The 16,607-nt window shown below is 70.5% G+C and carries 16 protein-coding genes and 2 pseudogenes; 9 read left to right on the forward strand and 9 right to left on the reverse strand.

The window, feature by feature from the left end; translation table 11 throughout:
- Positions 1-31 precede the first annotated feature (31 nt).
- The gene (locus FG385_RS22120) at positions 32-1,600 is read left to right on the forward strand and encodes a PucR family transcriptional regulator (RefSeq protein ID WP_139098678.1); all 1,569 of its coding nucleotides are present in this window, start codon (positions 32-34) and stop codon (positions 1,598-1,600) included.
- On the opposite strand, the gene FG385_RS22125 is transcribed toward FG385_RS22120, so the two are convergent.
- Positions 1,593-2,894, reverse strand: coding sequence for an MFS transporter (locus tag FG385_RS22125; RefSeq protein ID WP_139098679.1), 1,302 nt, complete (start codon positions 2,892-2,894; stop codon positions 1,593-1,595). The genes FG385_RS22120 and FG385_RS22125 overlap by 8 nt on opposite strands.
- Positions 2,895-3,226: 332 nt before the next feature.
- Between FG385_RS22125 and FG385_RS22130 the strand changes: the two genes are divergently transcribed.
- Both FG385_RS22130 and FG385_RS22135 read left to right on the forward strand, forming a co-directional pair.
- The gene (locus tag FG385_RS22130; RefSeq protein WP_139098680.1) at positions 3,227-4,765 is read left to right on the forward strand and encodes a hypothetical protein; all 1,539 of its coding nucleotides are present in this window, start codon (positions 3,227-3,229) and stop codon (positions 4,763-4,765) included.
- Between the two features lie 27 nt (positions 4,766-4,792).
- Entirely contained in the window at positions 4,793-5,701 is a 909-nt protein-coding gene (locus tag FG385_RS22135) for a hydroxymethylglutaryl-CoA lyase (RefSeq protein WP_139098681.1), read from the forward strand.
- A 197-nt stretch (positions 5,702-5,898) separates the two neighbouring features.
- On the opposite strand, the pseudogene FG385_RS35460 reads toward FG385_RS22135, so the two are convergent.
- From FG385_RS35460 to FG385_RS22150, 3 genes and pseudogenes are all read right to left on the reverse strand, one after another.
- Positions 5,899-6,534: pseudogene (locus tag FG385_RS35460) on the reverse strand (AfsR/SARP family transcriptional regulator); the annotation flags it as partial.
- 182 nt (positions 6,535-6,716) lie between these two features.
- Positions 6,717-7,769 (reverse strand): IniB N-terminal domain-containing protein, encoded by a 1,053-nt coding sequence (locus tag FG385_RS22145; protein ID WP_139098683.1) that lies wholly within the window; start codon positions 7,767-7,769, stop codon positions 6,717-6,719.
- 129 nt (positions 7,770-7,898) lie between these two features.
- Positions 7,899-8,552: a VC0807 family protein gene (locus FG385_RS22150; RefSeq protein ID WP_139098684.1), complete on the reverse strand. Its 654-nt coding sequence runs from the start codon at positions 8,550-8,552 to the stop codon at positions 7,899-7,901.
- A gap of 257 nt (positions 8,553-8,809) precedes the next feature.
- Here FG385_RS22150 and FG385_RS22155 point away from each other — a divergent pair, with 257 nt between their 5' ends.
- Positions 8,810-9,139: an ArsR/SmtB family transcription factor gene (locus FG385_RS22155; protein ID WP_139098685.1), complete on the forward strand. Its 330-nt coding sequence runs from the start codon at positions 8,810-8,812 to the stop codon at positions 9,137-9,139.
- Between the two features lie 5 nt (positions 9,140-9,144).
- Positions 9,145-9,588 (forward strand): SRPBCC domain-containing protein, encoded by a 444-nt coding sequence (locus FG385_RS22160; RefSeq protein WP_139098686.1) that lies wholly within the window; start codon positions 9,145-9,147, stop codon positions 9,586-9,588.
- 71 nt (positions 9,589-9,659) lie between these two features.
- Here FG385_RS22160 and FG385_RS22165 read toward each other — a convergent pair whose 3' ends face one another.
- On the reverse strand, positions 9,660-11,033 hold the full coding sequence (locus tag FG385_RS22165; RefSeq protein ID WP_139098687.1) for an NAD-dependent succinate-semialdehyde dehydrogenase: 1,374 nt from the start codon (positions 11,031-11,033) through the stop codon (positions 9,660-9,662).
- Positions 11,034-11,114: 81 nt separating this feature from the next.
- Here FG385_RS22165 and FG385_RS22170 point away from each other — a divergent pair, with 81 nt between their 5' ends.
- Complete coding sequence (locus tag FG385_RS22170) at positions 11,115-12,104, forward strand: LysR family transcriptional regulator (RefSeq protein ID WP_139098688.1); 990 nt, start codon at positions 11,115-11,117, stop codon at positions 12,102-12,104.
- Here FG385_RS22170 and FG385_RS35340 read toward each other — a convergent pair.
- From FG385_RS35340 to FG385_RS22180, 3 genes and pseudogenes are all read right to left on the reverse strand, one after another.
- Complete coding sequence (locus FG385_RS35340; protein WP_268815936.1) at positions 12,035-12,232, reverse strand: SAM-dependent methyltransferase; 198 nt, start codon at positions 12,230-12,232, stop codon at positions 12,035-12,037. The genes FG385_RS22170 and FG385_RS35340 overlap by 70 nt on opposite strands.
- A gap of 61 nt (positions 12,233-12,293) precedes the next feature.
- A pseudogene (locus tag FG385_RS35670) lies at positions 12,294-12,839 on the reverse strand (SAM-dependent methyltransferase); the annotation flags it as partial.
- Complete coding sequence (locus FG385_RS22180; protein ID WP_160148865.1) at positions 12,839-13,717, reverse strand: helix-turn-helix domain-containing protein; 879 nt, start codon at positions 13,715-13,717, stop codon at positions 12,839-12,841. The pseudogene FG385_RS35670 and the gene FG385_RS22180, both read right to left, overlap by 1 nt.
- 167 nt (positions 13,718-13,884) lie before the next feature.
- On the opposite strand from FG385_RS22180, the gene FG385_RS22185 reads away from it, so the two are divergent.
- On the forward strand, positions 13,885-14,376 hold the full coding sequence (locus tag FG385_RS22185; protein ID WP_139098690.1) for a MarR family transcriptional regulator: 492 nt from the start codon (positions 13,885-13,887) through the stop codon (positions 14,374-14,376).
- 108 nt (positions 14,377-14,484) lie between these two features.
- Here the strand turns inward: FG385_RS22185 and FG385_RS22190 are convergent, their stop codons facing one another.
- Entirely contained in the window at positions 14,485-15,006 is a 522-nt protein-coding gene (locus FG385_RS22190; protein WP_139098691.1) for a winged helix-turn-helix transcriptional regulator, read from the reverse strand.
- Between the two features lie 57 nt (positions 15,007-15,063).
- Here FG385_RS22190 and lipB point away from each other — a divergent pair, with 57 nt between their 5' ends.
- Positions 15,064-15,708 (forward strand): lipoyl(octanoyl) transferase LipB, encoded by a 645-nt coding sequence (gene lipB, locus FG385_RS22195; RefSeq protein WP_139098692.1) that lies wholly within the window; start codon positions 15,064-15,066, stop codon positions 15,706-15,708.
- A 172-nt stretch (positions 15,709-15,880) separates the two neighbouring features.
- Positions 15,881-16,528 carry a PadR family transcriptional regulator gene (locus FG385_RS22200; RefSeq protein WP_139098693.1) on the forward strand — a complete coding sequence of 216 codons (648 nt, stop codon included), beginning with the start codon at positions 15,881-15,883 and terminating at the stop codon, positions 16,526-16,528.
- Positions 16,529-16,607: the final 79 nt, after the last annotated feature.

Genomic DNA, 16,607 nt, shown 5'->3' on the forward strand with positions numbered 1-16,607 from the left:
ATCCCTGTGCAGCCTGTCCAAAGGAGCGATCATGTTGCCGGCCGAGCACTCGCCGTTGACCTTCGCGCGCCTGCTACAGGAGCGGCTCTTCAGAGACGCCGTCGTGGCCGGGGACACCGACCGGCCGATCACCTGGTGCCTGGCCTGGGACGAGATCGACGGCCCGCTCGAGGACGTGCTCGTCTACGCGCACGCCGGTCAGCTGGACCCGGCGGCCGTGCGCAAGCGCGGGGTGGTCGCGCTGATCGTCGCCGGCGCGACCGAGGTCCCCGAGCTCGACGTGCCGGTGGCGATCGTGCCCGAGCGGATCACCTACCGCGAGGTGGGCAGGCTCGTCGCGGAGCTGGCGCTGGCTAGGGAGACCCATGTGCTGCGCTACGGGCTCACCGTGCACCGTTCGCTGGCCGAACTGCTCTACCGCGGCGCCGGGCTCGCTGCGCTGTGCCATCAGCTCGGCCGCCTTTCGCGCTGCCCGGTCGCGATCCTCGACCGGCAGCGCCGTCCGCTGGCGTGCGAGCCGGGCGAACTCGACCGCGAAACCGTCCTCGCGACCCTGCACGACGGGCTGCCCGCCACAATCGACGGCTGGCACGGCCACGAACCGCGCACGATGACGCTCGACGGGACGACGTGCATGGTCAGCCCGATCATGCTCGGCGGGCGGCATGACGGCTGGGTCGCGGTGCTGGAGACCGCCGAGCCGCCGCATCCGCACGACCTCGCCGAACATCGCGTCGTGGTCGAGCAGGCGGTCACGATCGTCGGCACCGAGATGCTCCGGATGCGCAGTGTCGAACAGGCGGAGGAGCGCGCTCGCGGCGATTTCGTGCATGCCTTACTACACGCGCGGTTCTCGAACCTGCGCGATCTCGAAGCCCGCGCCGCGCACTACGGCTTCCCGACGGAAGGCACCTTCGGCGTCGTCGTGGTAGGCGGGCTCGGCGCCCCGGACGAAGCCGACTCGCCGAACACGTTGTTCCAGCTCGCGCGGGAGATCACGCGCCTGCCGTCCAGCCAGGACCGGCACACGCTCGCCACGGTGGTCGGGGACGTGCTCGCGGTGATCCGCGAGGTCTCCGACGACGATCTCGCCGAGTACGCGACGGTGCTGGAGCACGAGTTCGCGCGGCGGGTGCCGAAGCCCGCGATCGTCGCGTTCGGACGGAGCGTCACCGGGGCCCGCCGGATCATCGACAGCTATCGCGAAGCCCGGATCACGCTCAAGCTCCGGCAACGGCTCGGCAACGGCACCGCTCGTGGCTTCGAGGATCTGCGGGTGTTCGCCGTGCTCGCCGATCTCGCGACGGGGGAGCAGGGCAAGGCGTTCGCGCGCGAGATGCTGGCGCCGCTGCGTTCGGGCGGGGCCGATCTCGAACAGGCCGTGTTCACCTACGTCTCGTGCGGCGGCAACGTCAACGCGGCCGCGCGCGAACTGCACATCCACCGCAACACGATGCTGTACAAACTGGACCGCGCGTCGCGGGCGCTGCGGCTGGACCTGCGGCAGGCCGAGCACCAGTGCGCGCTGTGGCTCGCCGGGAAGCTCGACCTGCTCGCGGACACGATCGCGACCGTCGACCGGGACGTGCTGCCTACCTGAGCGCCGGGTCCGGGCCGGCGAAGGACAGCCCGAGCCCGCACAGCGCGACCACCGCGCAGCCGCCGAACAGCAGCACACCGTCCGGGTAGCTCGCCGCGACCCAGGCGGCGCCGAACGCGGAACCGGCGAACCGCACGAGGTTGAACAGCCCGAGCGCGGCCCCGGCTCGCCCGGCGGGTGACCTCGTCGCGCCCGTCGCCGAAGTCGTCTGCACCAGCGCGATCCCCGCACCGGTCAGCACGCCGAGCATCGCCAGCACCACCAGGCTTTGCCCGCTCGCCTGGAGGTAGGCGCCGACTCCGACCATGACACACGCGAGCGCGAGCAGGCCCGCGCGAAGCAGCCGGCGTGGGCTCGTGCGATCGCTGAGCAGGCCCACGAGCGGCGCCGAAACCGCCAGCGAAGCGGGTAGGGCGAACACGATCAGCCCGGTGAGGCCCGTGGAGTAGCCGAGCGAGCCGGTCACATACAGCGGCACGGCGACGAGAACCGCGCCGAGGCAGAACATCTGCGCGAACACGGCGAACGCGCTGCGCAGGAATCGCGGCTCGGCCAGGGTTTTCGGTGCCACCAGCGGATGGGAGGACCGGTTCGAGACCAGCACGAAGACGGTCAGGAACACGGCGCCCAGCACGGCCGCCGCCCAGCCGGCCGGGATCTGGGGCGCGAGCATGACCAGCGCGGCGCCGGTGGTGAGCAAGAGCGCGCCGGGCCAGTGCAGCGGATCCCGTTTCGGGGTCCCGGCGGGCAGGAGGAACCCGGTGCCGGCCGCGGCCAGCGCGGTGACCGCGGCGAGCAGCCAGAAGATCGCCCGCCAGCCCAGCAGTTCGCTGACCAGCCCGCCGAGCGGCGGGCCGGCGGCCTGACCGATCCCGTTCGCGGCGGCCCATGCGCCCATCGCGCCGGCCCGCCCGTTGGCGAGCGTGCCCATCACCGTGGCCGGGACCGCCGCGCAGGCCAGTCCCTGCACCGCGCGGCAGGCCACCAGCACCGCGAAGGTGGGCGCCAGCGCGGCGCCGAGGAGCCCCGCGGTCATGAGCGTCAAGGCGGCGGTGAGCACGCGCCGCCGCCCGAACCGGTCGCCCACCCAGCCCGCCAGGGGGATCGTCGCCGCGAGCACGAGGACGAACGCGGTGACCGCGAGCACGCCCGACGGAAGCGGGACCCCGAAATCGCCGGTGATCTCCGGGAGCGGGACGTTCACCACGTTGTTCGCGATCGTCGCCAATGTGGTCGCGGTGAGCGAAATACCCAAAGCGGGCAGGCGGAGCCGCGTGGGAAGTACGGCCGTCACGAAACCTCCGGTAGGGCAACCACATCGTTATTGCGGGAGAATGTTCTTGTGCTGTGCCGTTCGTTACCAATCCGACGGCAGCCACGGCGGAAACGGGTGTCTACGAGCAGGTCGGCCGCGGACCGTGTCCGCCTACTTTCGGTCGGATTGGTAACGTCGCGGATGCGCGGCAATGAGCGGTCCTCAGCATGCGGTGCCGCGGGCAGCGGCTGCTACGGCAGTGTGCACAATTCGGCGAACGTGCATTGTGCACATTATGGGTAGACGTTGCCGGAGCGAGCAGGGAGTCTCTTCGGTTAACTCCCACCGGACCCCCTCGGAGAGGACAACCGATGCCGCTCACCGCAGCTCACTGGGTCTACCTGGCCGGTGTCGTGGTGATCATCGCGACGATGATCCTGCGCAAGAACATCGTGGTGCCCGCCGTACTCGCCACGTTTCTCACCGCGCTCACGTTTTCGCACAGCGTCATTCGCGGTATCTCCGCGATTTTCGACGCGAGCCTGGTCGCCGCGACCAACCTGTTCAATATCTTTCTGATCATCGCCCTGGTCACCGCCATGCTGCACGCCTTGCAGGCGATAGGCGCGGACCGGAAAATGGTGGCTCCCTTCCGGCGCCTGATGCGGGGCGGGCACCTCGCGTTCTGGGGCCTGGTCGTCATCACCTACTTCATCTCGCTGTTCTTCTGGCCCACCCCGGCGGTGCCGCTGATCGGCGCGGTGCTGGTGCCGGTCGCGATCCGCGCCGGACTCCGGCCGATGGGCGTCGGACTCGCGGTCGCGATCGCCGGACAGGGCATGGCGCTTTCCTCGGACTACGTGATCCGGGTGGCGCCCGGCCTGTCCGCGAAGGCGGCCGGGGTGGACGCGAACGTGGTGGCCGACCGCGCGATGGTGCTGTCGCTCGTGGTCGGCGGGGTCGCCCTGCTCGTGGCCTACGCGATGGAGTTTCGCCGGATGCGCAAGCCTTCGCCCGCGCTGCTGGCCGAGTGGGAGGCCGGCGGGGAGTCCGAGATCGCCCAGGAAATCGTGGTGGTGAAAGAGGAAGAGCGCGAACTGGTGAGCGCGGGGGGCGGTCGCGGCGGCGACATCTCGTTGCGTGGCGGGTCTTCCACGAGCGTCACCGGTGTGGTGGTGGACCCGGCGCAGCCCGCCAAGCCCGGGGTGTCCACGTTGTTCGCGATCTTCGTGCCGCTGGCCTACCTGGCGCTGATCGTCTACATGATCGTGGCGAAGGCGTCCGCGGCGGTGCCGGATCTGGCCAGCGGGGACGCCGCGGCGCTGGTCGGCGGGGTGGCCGCGCTGATCGTGTTCCTCGCGGCGCTCGCGGACGACCGCAAGAGTTTCCTGGAGACCTCGGCGAAGCATGTGGTCGACGGTCTGGTGTTCGCGTTCAAGGCCATGGGTGTCGTACTGCCGATCGCCGGGTTCTTCTTCATCGGCAACGGTGACTACGCCGGGAAGATCCTCGGGCTCGACGATTCGGCGAAGGCCCCGGCGTTCCTCTACGACCTGGTCACGGCCGCGCAGGCGCATATCCCGCACAACGCGTTCATCGCCGCGTTCGGCATCCTGATCATCGGTATGGTCGCCGGGCTGGAGGGCTCGGGGTTCTCCGGCCTGCCGCTCACCGGCGCGCTCGCCGGCAGCCTCGGCCCGGTGTCCGGGATCAGCGCGGCGTCGCTGGCCGCGGTCGGGCAGATGGGCAATATCTGGTCCGGTGGCGGGACGCTCGTGGCATGGTCCTCGCTCATCGCGGTCGCCGGTTTCGCCCGGGTCCCGGTGATCGAACTGGCCCGGCGGTGCTTCGTGCCGGTGGTCGGCGGGCTCGTCGTGGGCACCCTGGTGGCGGTGGTCTTCTTCCGGTGAGGCTTGACGGCGGCGTAACCTGGGGTCGTGTTAACGACGGCTAACCTGCCGGGCGAGGTCACGATCTGGGAGGTCGGGCCGCGCGACGGGCTGCAGAACGAGAAGACCGTGATCGACCTCGGCACCAAGCTGGAGTTCCTGGACCGGCTGGCGGGCGCGGGCCTGCGCACGATCGAGGCGACGAGCTTCGTGCACCCGCGCTGGGTGCCGCAACTCGCCGACGCCGCCGACCTGCTCGCCAAGCTGGAGCGGCGGGCGGGCGTGCGGTACCCGGTGCTGGTGCCGAACGAGCGTGGCCTGGAGCGCGCGCTCGCGGCGGGTGTCGAGTCGATCGCGATCTTCGCCAGCGCCACGGAGACCTTCGCGCGGCGGAACCTCAACCGGTCGCTGGACGAGCAGTTCGCGATGTTCGACCCGGTCGTCCGCCGCGCCCGCGACGAGGGGCTCGAGGTGCGGGCGTACCTGTCGATGTGCTTCGGCGACCCGTGGGAGGGGAAGGTGCCGGTCGCGCAGGTCGTCCGGGCCGGCAAGCGTTTGCTCGACATGGGCTGCTTCCAGCTGTCCCTCGGCGACACGATCGGCGTCGCGACGGCCGGCCAGGTCGAGGAGCTGATCACGGCATTCGATTCGGTCGGAGCCCTGGCCGTGCATTTCCACGACACCTACGGCCAGGCGCTGGCGAACACCCTCGCGGCACTGCACTGTGGAGTGTCCACCGTGGACTCGTCGGCCGGCGGCCTCGGCGGCTGCCCGTTCGCCGGCTCCGCGACCGGCAACCTGGCGACCGAGGACCTCGTCTGGCTCCTCGACGGCCTCGGCATCCAGCACGGCGCCGACCTGCCGGCGTTGGTCGAGACGAGCGTGTGGATGGCGGAGAAGCTGGGGAAGCCCAGCGCTTCCCGGGTGGTCACGGCGCTGGCGGCGCCGCCGCGATAAGGCTCTCCCAGGTGAGGTGCGTGAACGGTCGTCGGCCCCGCGCTCCGGTCTGGCTGCGCGGCCAGCAGCCGGAACGTTCTGGCCGCCACCGGCGACAGCCGCCGGTAGGTCGCGCCGATGACGGCATCAAGATCCGTCCCGGATCGGAGTTCCCCGGCCAGTTGGCGCACCGGCAGCGCGGGCGTCTGGGCGAGGTTCGTCCCGGCGATACGCAACGCGAGCGGGCGCCCGGCACAGTGTTCGATCACGGCTCCGGTCGCCTCCGGATCAGCCCTGACCCGATCCGGGCCGGCCGCCGGCCGGAGCAGTTCCCGGGCGTTCTCCAGGTTCAGCGGGGTGACCGGGATCTGCTTACCGGGCAGGTCGTGCAGGAAATCGCGGCTGGTCACCACGGTCGTGTTCCCCGCCGCCGGCAGCAATGGCAGGACCTGCCCGGCGGACGTGGCGTTGTCGAGCACCACCAGCACCCGCTTCTCCCTGGTAACCGACTGGAAGTAGCCGGGCAGCTGGGCCGGCTGGAGCGAGGCGACGGTCGAGGGCGGGATGTGCAGCCCGAGCAGGAACGCGGTCAGCACGGCCTCGGTCTGGCCCTCGCCGGGCGTCCAGTCGAGGTCCGCGTACAGCACCTCCCGGCCGTACCGTGCGGCGGCGGCCGGGGCCCAGGCCGACAAGAGGGTCGTCTTGCCCGCGCCGGAGGGGCCGTGGAGGCCGACGACGGCGGCGCTCAGGGACAATGCGTCGTCGAGCCGGCACAGATATCGCCGGTGGCCGACCAGCTCACCGGACACCTTCGGCAGCCGCACCGGCCGTGGCGTGTGCTCGAACTCGTCCACCTTCGCGTCCTCACCGCACCGATTCTGATCGCCGAGACGAGCATTTCACATCGGGCGCGGTATGTCGCGGTGAGGCGCGAAGGCTCACGAAAAAGTCGATCACCGTCCACCGTGGACAGTGATCGACTTCGAGGCCGCCCGAACCGGGTCCTCACCAAGGGGCGGTGGGGACCCGGCCCCGCTCAGTGGCCGAGCGGGAGTTCGCCGTGGAGTAGATCGGTGTGCAGGCTGTCGACCCCCGGTACGGCCGAGTGGGCCATGCCGGCGAGCGAGCCGTGGGACAGCGAGTCCGGCAGCACGCTCGCGTGCGAAACCGTGCTCTCCACGGTGTGGGTCACCTGCGGCACGGCGGCGTCCGCGGCCGGCAGGGCCGGGGGCTGGGCCACCACGTGCACCGGCAGGTCGGCCGGCAGGTGCACCGGCGCCGACACGGTGGGCAGGTTGGAGGTGAGGTCACCGGCCATCGAGACCGCGGACGTGACGTGGTTCGCGAGATCGGCGCCGCCCGCGGTGACGGCTCCGCCGAGGCCCGTTCCGGCGGTCGAGATGTGGTCGCCGAGCATGGCCGAGCCGTTGGCGATACCCGAGGTCGCCATCTCGGTGCCGGAGGTGACGTAGCTCGTGGCGGTCTCCGTGACCGGGGTGCCGCCGGTGAGCGCCGCCGAGTCGAGGGTGCCGCCGAGGTCGCTCACCGAGCCGAAGCTCGGCACCGACAGCGGCAGGCTGTCGGTCGTGATCCCGTAGGTGCCCAGTGGCGACTCCATGCCCGCGCCGAGCGAACCGGTGGTCGCGGCGAGGGCGCCGGTCACGTCACCGGCCGGGGTGCTGGCCAGCATGCCCGTGGCCAGACCGTCCGCGCTGCCCTGGAAGGTGCCCGAAACGCCCATGGCGTCCGTGACCGAACTCAGCGTTCCGGCCGTCGAAAGGGCCGTGTCCGGCAGGCTCTGCGCGACGGAGGCGACGGTCTCCAGGTGCGTGAGCGCGCAGTGCAGGTCGTCGGTGCCGAAGGCGTCGGTGGGCAGCGAGGCGAGCCCGCTCTCGACCGCGTCCGCGACGGGCGCCGGCATGGAGTCGGTGACCAGGGGGGTGACCTCCTGGACGTCGGCACCGGTGATGTCGCCGAGGCCGGCGGCTGAGAGCGCGGAGGCCGGGTCGCTCAGGAAGGCCGAGCCGAAGTCGGCGTTGGAGATCAGGTTGAACACGAACTCGTGCAGGGTTTGGATCGGTTGGGACAACGGATACTCCGCAATCTAGGGGGCGGGGACATGCGTGTGGGGGGTTTCCCGCCACACGGCCCGACCGAACCTAGAGATCAACTTGTGCGGGCACATCGGGGATCAAGCCGCATCTATACACAGAGTTGGTCAAGACCTACTTAGGGGGTTAGGGGATTTCACCCTATTGTGCAAAGCGGTGTGCAGGTGGCGGCGGTAGGTGACCACGCCAACGGCTCCAGCCGCGATGACCGCCCACCCGATCGGGCGGCCGATCGCGAGGAAGGTACTCGTCGACAGGGTCAGCGCGAGCACCAGGAGCAGGGCCGCGTGCACGAAGAGGAGAGCGCCGATCAAGGCCGTCATCACCGACAGCGCCCGCCGCTGGGCGGGCCCGGCGGGTATGTCCGCGCCTTTGCGGCTCGCGATCATCCGGAACGCGACCAGGAGCAGCGGTCGGCCGATCGCGGCCGAGACGAGCAGCACCAGCCCCAGCGGTCCGGTGACGATCGCGTCGTGCAGCTTGAGCACCAGTGGGTTGCCGCCGGTGAGCCCCAGCACGATGAGGACGATCCCGAACATGACGGTCGCGGACACGCCGACCGGATCCAGCCGGCGGCGGATCGCGAACCCCGCAGCGGTCAGCACGACCGGGATCGCCGCCCCGATGCCGAGCGAGAGCACGTCGTTGTGCAGGCGCGGGGACAGGACGAGGTAGACGGCCAGCGGCAGGACGGCGTTCCGCAGCAGGCTCGGCAGGAGTGTGCGCAGCAACGCTTTCGGTTGCGGTGCGGGTGTTGTCATGGTTCCGATGCTCGTGCCCGCGCGGCGTCCTGTCGTCGGCGCGCGGGTGGGACCGCGCGTGCACCCGTGGTTGGTTCGCCGGCCGTGGTCCTACACCGCTGGTTTGATTTCGCGGGCGCGCTCCCGCGGGCCCGGACCGCTTCGCGCACCGACCGGTCGTACCCGCAGGTCCATCAGCACGACGTCGGGCCGCCCAAACACGCCAGAAACTTAAGTCTGCACTTGACTTTTACCGGCCGGTGGATAAAGTTAAGTGCATGCTTAAGCATCAGGCGGTGGATCGAGTGTTCCACGCGCTCGGGGATACGAACCGGCGGGTGGTGATCGAGCGCCTGACCCGCGGCCCGGCCACCGTGAGCGAGCTGGCGGCCCAGCTTGGGGTGACCGTCGCCGCGACGGTCCAGCACCTCCGGGTGCTGCAGGACAGCGAACTGGTGCGGTCGGAGAAGGTCGGGCGGGTCCGCACCTGCCAGATCGATCCGGCCGGCCTCCGCAACGCGGAGGCGTGGTTGCAGCGCCAGCGCACGGCATGGGAGCACCGCCTGGACCGCCTCGGCGCAGTGCTCGACGACCAGACGAAGGAGTAAGGATCATGACCGACCACTCGGTGAAACACAGCACGTTCACGCTGGAACGGACCTATGCCGCCGCGCCCGCCGTGGTCTTCGCGGCCTGGTCCGACCGCGACACGAAGGCGAAGTGGTTCGCGGCCGAGGACAGTCGCTACTCGCTGGACTTCCGAGTCGGCGGCACCGAAGCCGTGCACGGCGGCGAAGGGGCCGACCTCGTCGCGAGGAGCGAGTACCACGACATCGTCCCCGACGATCGGATCGTCTACACCACGACCCTGTTCAGCGACGAGGTCCTGTCGACCGTGTCGCTGACCACCGTGCGGTTCGTCCGCGACGGCGACGGGACCCGCCTGGTGCTCACCGAACAGGGCACCTTCCTGGACGACCGGGAACAGCCCGAGTGGCGCGAGCAGGGCACCGGCGACTGGCTGGACGCCCTCGGCCGTCAGGTGGCCCAGCGATGACGGCGGAGGGCGACCGGGAGAGTGGAGACCTTGTCGCGCGGCTGGCCTGGGCTACCCCGCTCGCGTGGTGATCACGGCCAGTCGACGCTCAGGTACTGGATCTCGGTGAACTCGTGCAGCCCTTCACGGGCGCCTTCCCGGCCGAGCCCGCTCTGCTTCAGCCCGCCGAACGGCGCGGACGGATCGGAGACCAGACCGCGGTTGATCCCGACCATGCCGGCGTCGGTCGCCTCGCCGAGACGCAGGGCGTCCTGCAGGTTCCCGGCGTAGACATAGGCCGCGAGGCCCATTTCGGTCGCGTTCACCTGCGTGAGCAGCTCCTCCTCGTCCCGCCAGGTGACGACCGGCGCGACCGGGCCGAAGATCTCCTCCTGGACGACGTCCGCATCCGGGGGCACGTCGGCCAGCACGACCGGCGCGAAGAAATACCCCTTGCCGTCACTGGGAATCTCGGCGCGTGCCACCACCCGCGCACCGGCCGCCAGCGCCGAATCGACGAGCTTCGTCACGCCGTCGACGGCCTTCGCGCTGATGAGCGGGCCGACGTCGCCCGAGGGGCCGACGTTCAGTGCCTCGACCCGCTTTCCCAGCCTGGCAAGGAAATCCTCGGCGACGTCGGCGTGCACGTAGAACCGGTTCGCGGCCGTGCAGGCCTGGCCGCCGTTGCGGAACTTCGCGATCATCGCGCCGTCGACCGCGGCGTCGAGGTCCGCGTCGGCGGTCACCACGAACGGTGCGTTCCCGCCGAGTTCCATCGAAGCGTTCACCACGCGGTCCGCGGCCTGGCGAAGCAGGAGCCGGCCCACCCGGGTCGAGCCGGTGAAGGAGATTTTGCGCACCCGGGGGTCCTCGAGCCAGGTGGTGACCACGGAACCCGCATCGGTGGTGGTCACCAGGTTGACCACACCGTCGGGCACGCCCGCTTCGGCGAGCAGGCGGGCGATCGCGAGTGCGGTGAGCGGGGTTTCCGCGGCGGGCTTGAGCACGACGGTGCAGCCCGCGGCCAGCGCCGGGCCGATCTTGCGGGTGGCCATCGCCGCCGGGAAGTTCCACGGGGTCACGAGCGCCGCGACGCCGACGGGCCGCCGGGTCACAACCGTGCGGGTGCCACCGGCGGGGGAGGGGCCGTAGGCGCCGTCCGCGCGCACGGCTTCCTCGCCGTACCAGCGGAAGAACTCCGCGGCGTAGGTGACTTCGCCACGCGCGTCGGCGAGCGGCTTGCCGTTCTCGCGCACGATGAGCGCGGCCAGTTCCTCGCGGTCGCGCAGCATCAGTTCGAACGTGCGGTGCAGCAGTTCGGACCGCGTGCGGGCCGGAGTGCCGGCCCAGGCGCGGGCGGCCGCCGCGGCCGCGTCGACAGCCGCGGTCGCCTCGGCCGGACCGCCGTCCATGACCATCGCGATCGTCTCGCCGGTCGCGGGGTCTTCCACGGGGAATTCGGTCATGCTTCCAGCCTGAGCCGGAGTGGCCATGCCGTCCATTGCCTGTTTTCTTGGCTTGCTATGCCTGTCCGGCATACTGGGCACGTGGAGTTGCGGACCTTGCGGTACTTCGTTGCCGTCGCCGGACGGGGCTCGGTCAGCGCGGCGGCCGAGGTCGTGCACGTGACCCAGCCCGCGCTTTCCCGCCAGCTGCGGCATCTGGAGCGTGAGCTGCGGCTCGACCTGTTCGACCGGCGCGGCAACCGGCTCGAGCTGACCGCGGCCGGCGCGCAGTTTCTGCCCGTCGCGCGGGATGTCCTGCGGCGTGCCGACGACGCGTTGTCCGCCGCCGAGGCGTTCGCCGCCGGTCACCTCGTGCGGATCACGATCTCCGCGCCGACCACGACGCTTACCGACCTGGTCGCCCCGTTCCTGGCGACCTTCGGGCCCGGCGACCCGCTGCCGACAGTGGTCGAGACCACCGGCACCGGGGCGCTGCGGCACGGCGCCGACCTCGCGATCGTGACGCAACCTCCCGCCACGGAATGGGATTCGCTCGCGCTGGCGGTATTGCCGTTGTGGGCCTATGTGCCAGCCGGACATCCGTGGCGTCGGCGCAAGCGCGTGCGGCTGGCGGACCTGGTGCGCGAGCCGCTGGTCGTGCTCGACCCGTCGTTCCGCGCGCGGCAGATCCTGCAGGAGGCGCTCGCGACGGATGGCCTCGGGACGCGGGAACTCATCGAATGCGGCAACGCCCAGGTCGCGCAAGCGCTTGCGGCGGCGGGACGGGGCGTCGCGGTAGTCTCGGACGACCCCCGCTTCGGGCTGCACGGGCTGCGGATCTCCGGCGCCTCGGCCGAACTGCGGATCTCGCTCTTCGCGGCCTGGGCGCCCTCGCATCACGCGGCGAGTTCGCTCGCATCGCTCGCGCACCGCCTGCGGACCTTCGCCGCCGACCGGTACGGCACCGAAGTCCTCCCGACGTCTGGAGTGTCGAGCGTCCACCCGGCTCCGTGCGCGAACGGTCACCGTCCAAGGGCGGCGACTCCGCACAGGCTGACCCGGCGCGGTGCGTCCTCCTCGTCCGGGACGTAGTCCGGATCCTCCGGGCGCCAGTCCGGCAGCGGCACGAGCCCCGGCTCGACGAGTTTCAGCCCGGTGAAGAACGCGGCGACCTCGTCCGGATCGCGGATCGCGGATCGCGAGATTCTCCGCGACCGCACTGTTGTACGCGCGCGTCGACTCGCTCTGCAGAGCGCCGGTCCGCCCGCCGACCCGCGTGAGATGGCTCAGCGCGAGGTAACTGCCGGGCGCCAGCGGCGCGAGGTAGGCACGCACCAGATCGTGCGCATCGGGGACGAAATGCAGTACGGAGATCATCAGCACGGCCACCGGGCGGGAGAAGTCCAGCATCCGGGTCACCTCCGGCGAGCCGAGCACCGCGCCCGGATCCCGCAGGTCCGCCTGCAGGATGGTCGCAAAAGCGTTGTCGCGCAACAGGTCCCGGCTGATCGAGACCGCTTCCGGTTCGTGGTCCACATAGACCACGCGCGCCTGGGGATCGACCGCCTGCGCGATCTGGTGCACGTTCCCCGCGCTGGGAATGCCCGAGCCCAGATCGAGAAACTGCCGCACCCCGGCCTCGCACAGGAAACGGACGGCCCGGCCGAGGAACTGCCGGTTGTAGCGGGCCCCGACGCCCGCCATCGGGAACGCCCGGAGCATCTGCGCGGCCGCCTCCCGGTCGACCGCGTAGTTGCTGGTGCCGCCGAGCAGGTAGTCGTAGACACGCGCCGCGGCGGCAACAGTGGGCTCCGCGCTTTCGGACATCAGGTCATCCCTTCGCGGAAGCTCCGCTGGACCCGGCGGAGGAACCGGCGGGTCGTCTCCGGGCTCAGCGCGGCGATGGTCGCGTTGAGCCAGAGTTGCTCGTACTCCTGGATGTTGTCGTCGGGCACGAGGCGGCCGGCGACCGGGGTGAAGGCGAAGTCGAGATGCCGGCGAAACTCGCCGATCACGCCGGGCGCGGGCAGGCGCAGCAACGCGAACCGCTGGTCCAGCACGGTGTCCGAGACCAGCCCCGGCGGCGGCGCGAACGGCACCACCTGCAGCGTGACGTTGGGGTGCGCGGACAGCCGCAGCAGGTGCTCGATCTGCTCGTCCATCACCCGCGCGCCGCCGCGGACCCGGCGCACGCAGGATTCGCTGAGCACCGCGTACAGCTCGGGAGGCTCTTTGTGGGACAGCACTTGTTGCCGCTCGTGAACGGCGGCGACGCTTTCCTCCGGCCGCGCTCCGACCCGCAGATACGATTCGCTCTGCAGCAGGCTCGGAATCCGCTCGATACCCACTATTCGGATCAGCCGGGCGTCCTCCTCGAGGTCGATGTACTGGCGGAACGATTCCGGATGTGTGGCCCGCGCCCCGCGCCAGCGGCCGCGCTGGGATGTGCCGCTGTTGAGCCGCAGTGCCAGTTCGAGCGCGACGCCGTTCCTGGTGCCGTAGGCGTTCAGCAGCGCGTGGAGGTCTTCGTCGGTGATCCCGCCGTCGCCGTTCTCCAGCCGGGTGATCTTGTTCTGCACGCTGCGCGGCGTGGTGCCCGGCCAGATCAGCCCGCCGACCTCTTCCTGGGTGAGACCCCGCTGCTCGCGCAGATGCCTCAGCAGCGCGGCGAGCTGGAACCTGCGGCCGGTCGGGGTCCGGGCCACCGGGGGAACTGTCACGGCATTCTTTCGATCTGGCGAAGTGGCGGGACGAATTCTAAACAGCGTTCCGGGTTTAATCCAGCTTTCGTACTCGTCCTGGCTGTGCGGAGGGGTCGCGATTCGGGAAGTACTCTGGTCGGCATGCGGGGTTTCGTACGGCTGGCGTGCCGATGACGGCGCACGCTTCGGCCGAGACCGCCCGGCGGCGCAGGCGGCTGGTCACGGGGGTCAAGGATGCGCTGCGGGACCTGAACCGGCAGCTGTCCGTGCTCGACCACCGGGTCGGTGCGCGAGCGAAGCTGAAGGACGCCGATCTCGACTGCCTGGACATCATTTCGCGCCAGGGCCCGCTCGGCCCGAGTGCCCTGGCCCGCCTCGCCGGCCTGCACCCGGCGACGATCACGGGGATCCTGGACCGTCTCGAACGCGACGGCTGGGTCGTGCGCGAGCGCGACCCGGACGACCGCCGCGCGGTGGTGGTGCGGGCGCTGCGGGAGCGGGGCGGGGAGCTGTTCCGGTTGTACGGCGGGATGAACCGGTCGATGGACGAGCTGATCGCCGGTTACCGCGACGACGAACTGGAGCTGCTGGCGGGGTTCTTGCGAAGGGTGACCGAGGCGGGCGAGCAGGCGACGAACGAGCTGAACGGCCCCACCACCTGAGCCGTTACCGCGCCTCGCGCGGGCCGCGTGCTTGGCGGCGAGGTCCATGCCGAGCCGCGCGGCGTCTTCCGTTGGGTGCGCCGCAAAGGCCCGTCTGCCGGTACTCGGTCAACCCAGCACCAACGGTTCCGACAGCCGGTGTCCCCGCCGCAGCGCCTGCTCCACCGGATCATCCGGATCCGCCGGACCGCGGCCGGGCCCCGGCTGGAACTCGATCTCCGGCGCGCCGGGCACGCGGCGGCAGTGCCCGCAGAACCCGCTGGGCTCCAGTGGGTTCCCGCAGGCCGCGTGCCGGAAGAGCGTGCGCGGGCCGTTCGGCGCCAGGTTCCGGTTCCCCCACGCATCCAGCGCGTGCAGCGCCGGCCAGAGATCCAGACCTTTCTGGGTCAACCGGTACTCGTGCCGGCCGGGGCGGTATTCGTGCCGGTCGAGGATATGTGCGGCGGTGAGCCTGTCCAGCCGGACCGTCAGCACTGCTTTCGGAATTCCCAGGTGGCGGTGCAGGTCGGTGAAGCGCCGCAGGCCGAAGAAGCAGTCCCGCAGGATGAGCAGGGTCCATCGCTCGCCCACGACCTCCAGGGTGCGTGCGATCGAGCACTCCTGGTTCGCGTAGTCGGACTTCAGCGCCATGCGGCCAGCGTAGTCGGCGGTTCAATGAACAGACAGAACCAGCTATGGTTCGAGCCTATGCGGGTTTTTCCCGGGCTGACTCGCGTCGACCTCGGCGAGGTCCCTTATCGCGAAGCGGCCGAGGCGATGCGTGGCTGGGTGGCGGAATGCCAGGACGGCGCGGTCGGTGACCGGCTGTTCCTGCTGTCGCACCCGCCGGTGGTCACCTACGGTCCGCGCACGTCACCGGCCGACCTGCCGGTGTCCGGGCTGCCGGCGGTCGAGGTCGACCGGGGCGGGCAGGCGACGTACCACGGGCCGGGGCAGATCGTCGGCTACCTGGTCGCGCATGTGCGCGAGCGCGGGCCCGCGGACGTGGTGCGGTGGCTCGAACACGGGATCATCGACGCGCTGGCGACGCTCGGTTTCGAAGCGGTGCGGCGCGAGACGCCGCCGGGTGGGGCCAGTCTGGTCGGGGTGTGGACGCCCGACGCGCGGAAGATCGCCTCCATCGGGATGCGCATCCGCCGTGGGGTGAGCAGCCACGGGTTCAGCCTCAACGTCGATCCGGACATGTCGGTGTTCGGCACGTTCGTCTCTTGTGGACTGTCCGATCCGATCACCTCGTTGCGGGAACTCGCCGATGAAGCGCATCGCCCCGTCCCCGGTACGGCCGCGGTGCGAGACGCACTCGCCACCGCCCTCGGCGCCACGCCACGATAACGACCTCCCGACCCCGACGCACGTGCCCCGAAAGCCGGACTCGGCGCGCCTGAGTTCGGCACTCGCGGGGGCCGAGTCAGGCGTTCGCCGCGGGTGAGTCCGGCTTTAGCGAGGCTTGCGAGCCGATGCCCGTGTGCGTATATTCGTTGACGAGTAATCGGAGGCGAGTGGGATGGCGAAGCGGCGGAGGGTGGCGAACCTGCTGGCGCTGGCCGTGCTGGGCACGGTCGTGCAGCGGCCGATGCACCCCTACGAGATGGCGTCGATGCTTCGCGCGCGGGGCAAGGAGCAGGACCTCCCGATCAAATGGGGTTCGCTCTACACCGTCGTCCGCAACCTCGAGAAGCACGGCCTGATCGAGGCCACCGAAACCGCCCGCCAGGGCGCCCGGCCGGAGCGCACCGTGTACCGCATCACCGAGGAGGGCCGGGCGGAACTCGTCGACTGGGTACGCGAGCTTGTCTCGACTCCCGAGCGTGAGCAGCCGAGGTTCGAGGCCGGCCTGTCGATGCTCGGCGCCCTCACACCGGCCGACACGGTCGAGCTTCTGCGTCGCCGGCTCGAGACCCTCGAACAGCAGCTTGCCGCGCAACGAAAAGCGCACGCCGAGCACACTCAGGAGCTCCCGCGCCTCTTCCTCATCGAGGAGGAGTACGACCTGGCGATCCGCGAGGCCGAAGCGGCGTGGGTGCGCCGTTTCCTCGGCGAACTCGCTGACGGCACGTTCCCCGGCCTCGCCATGTGGCGGGCCTTCCACGAGACGGGGCGTATCCCGCCCGAACTGGCGGAGATCGCGGAAAGGGGCAGTACCACGGATTAGCGGCAATGCCGCGTAGTTAGTGGTCTTGGTAGGTCGTCAACCGTCAAGGATCTGGACGGTGATGGTGGTTGTGTAGTTG

Origin of the sequence: Amycolatopsis alkalitolerans, from assembly GCF_006152065.1 — a bacterium.
In the GTDB taxonomy this organism is placed as follows: Bacteria; Actinomycetota; Actinomycetes; order Mycobacteriales; family Pseudonocardiaceae; genus Amycolatopsis_E; species Amycolatopsis_E alkalitolerans.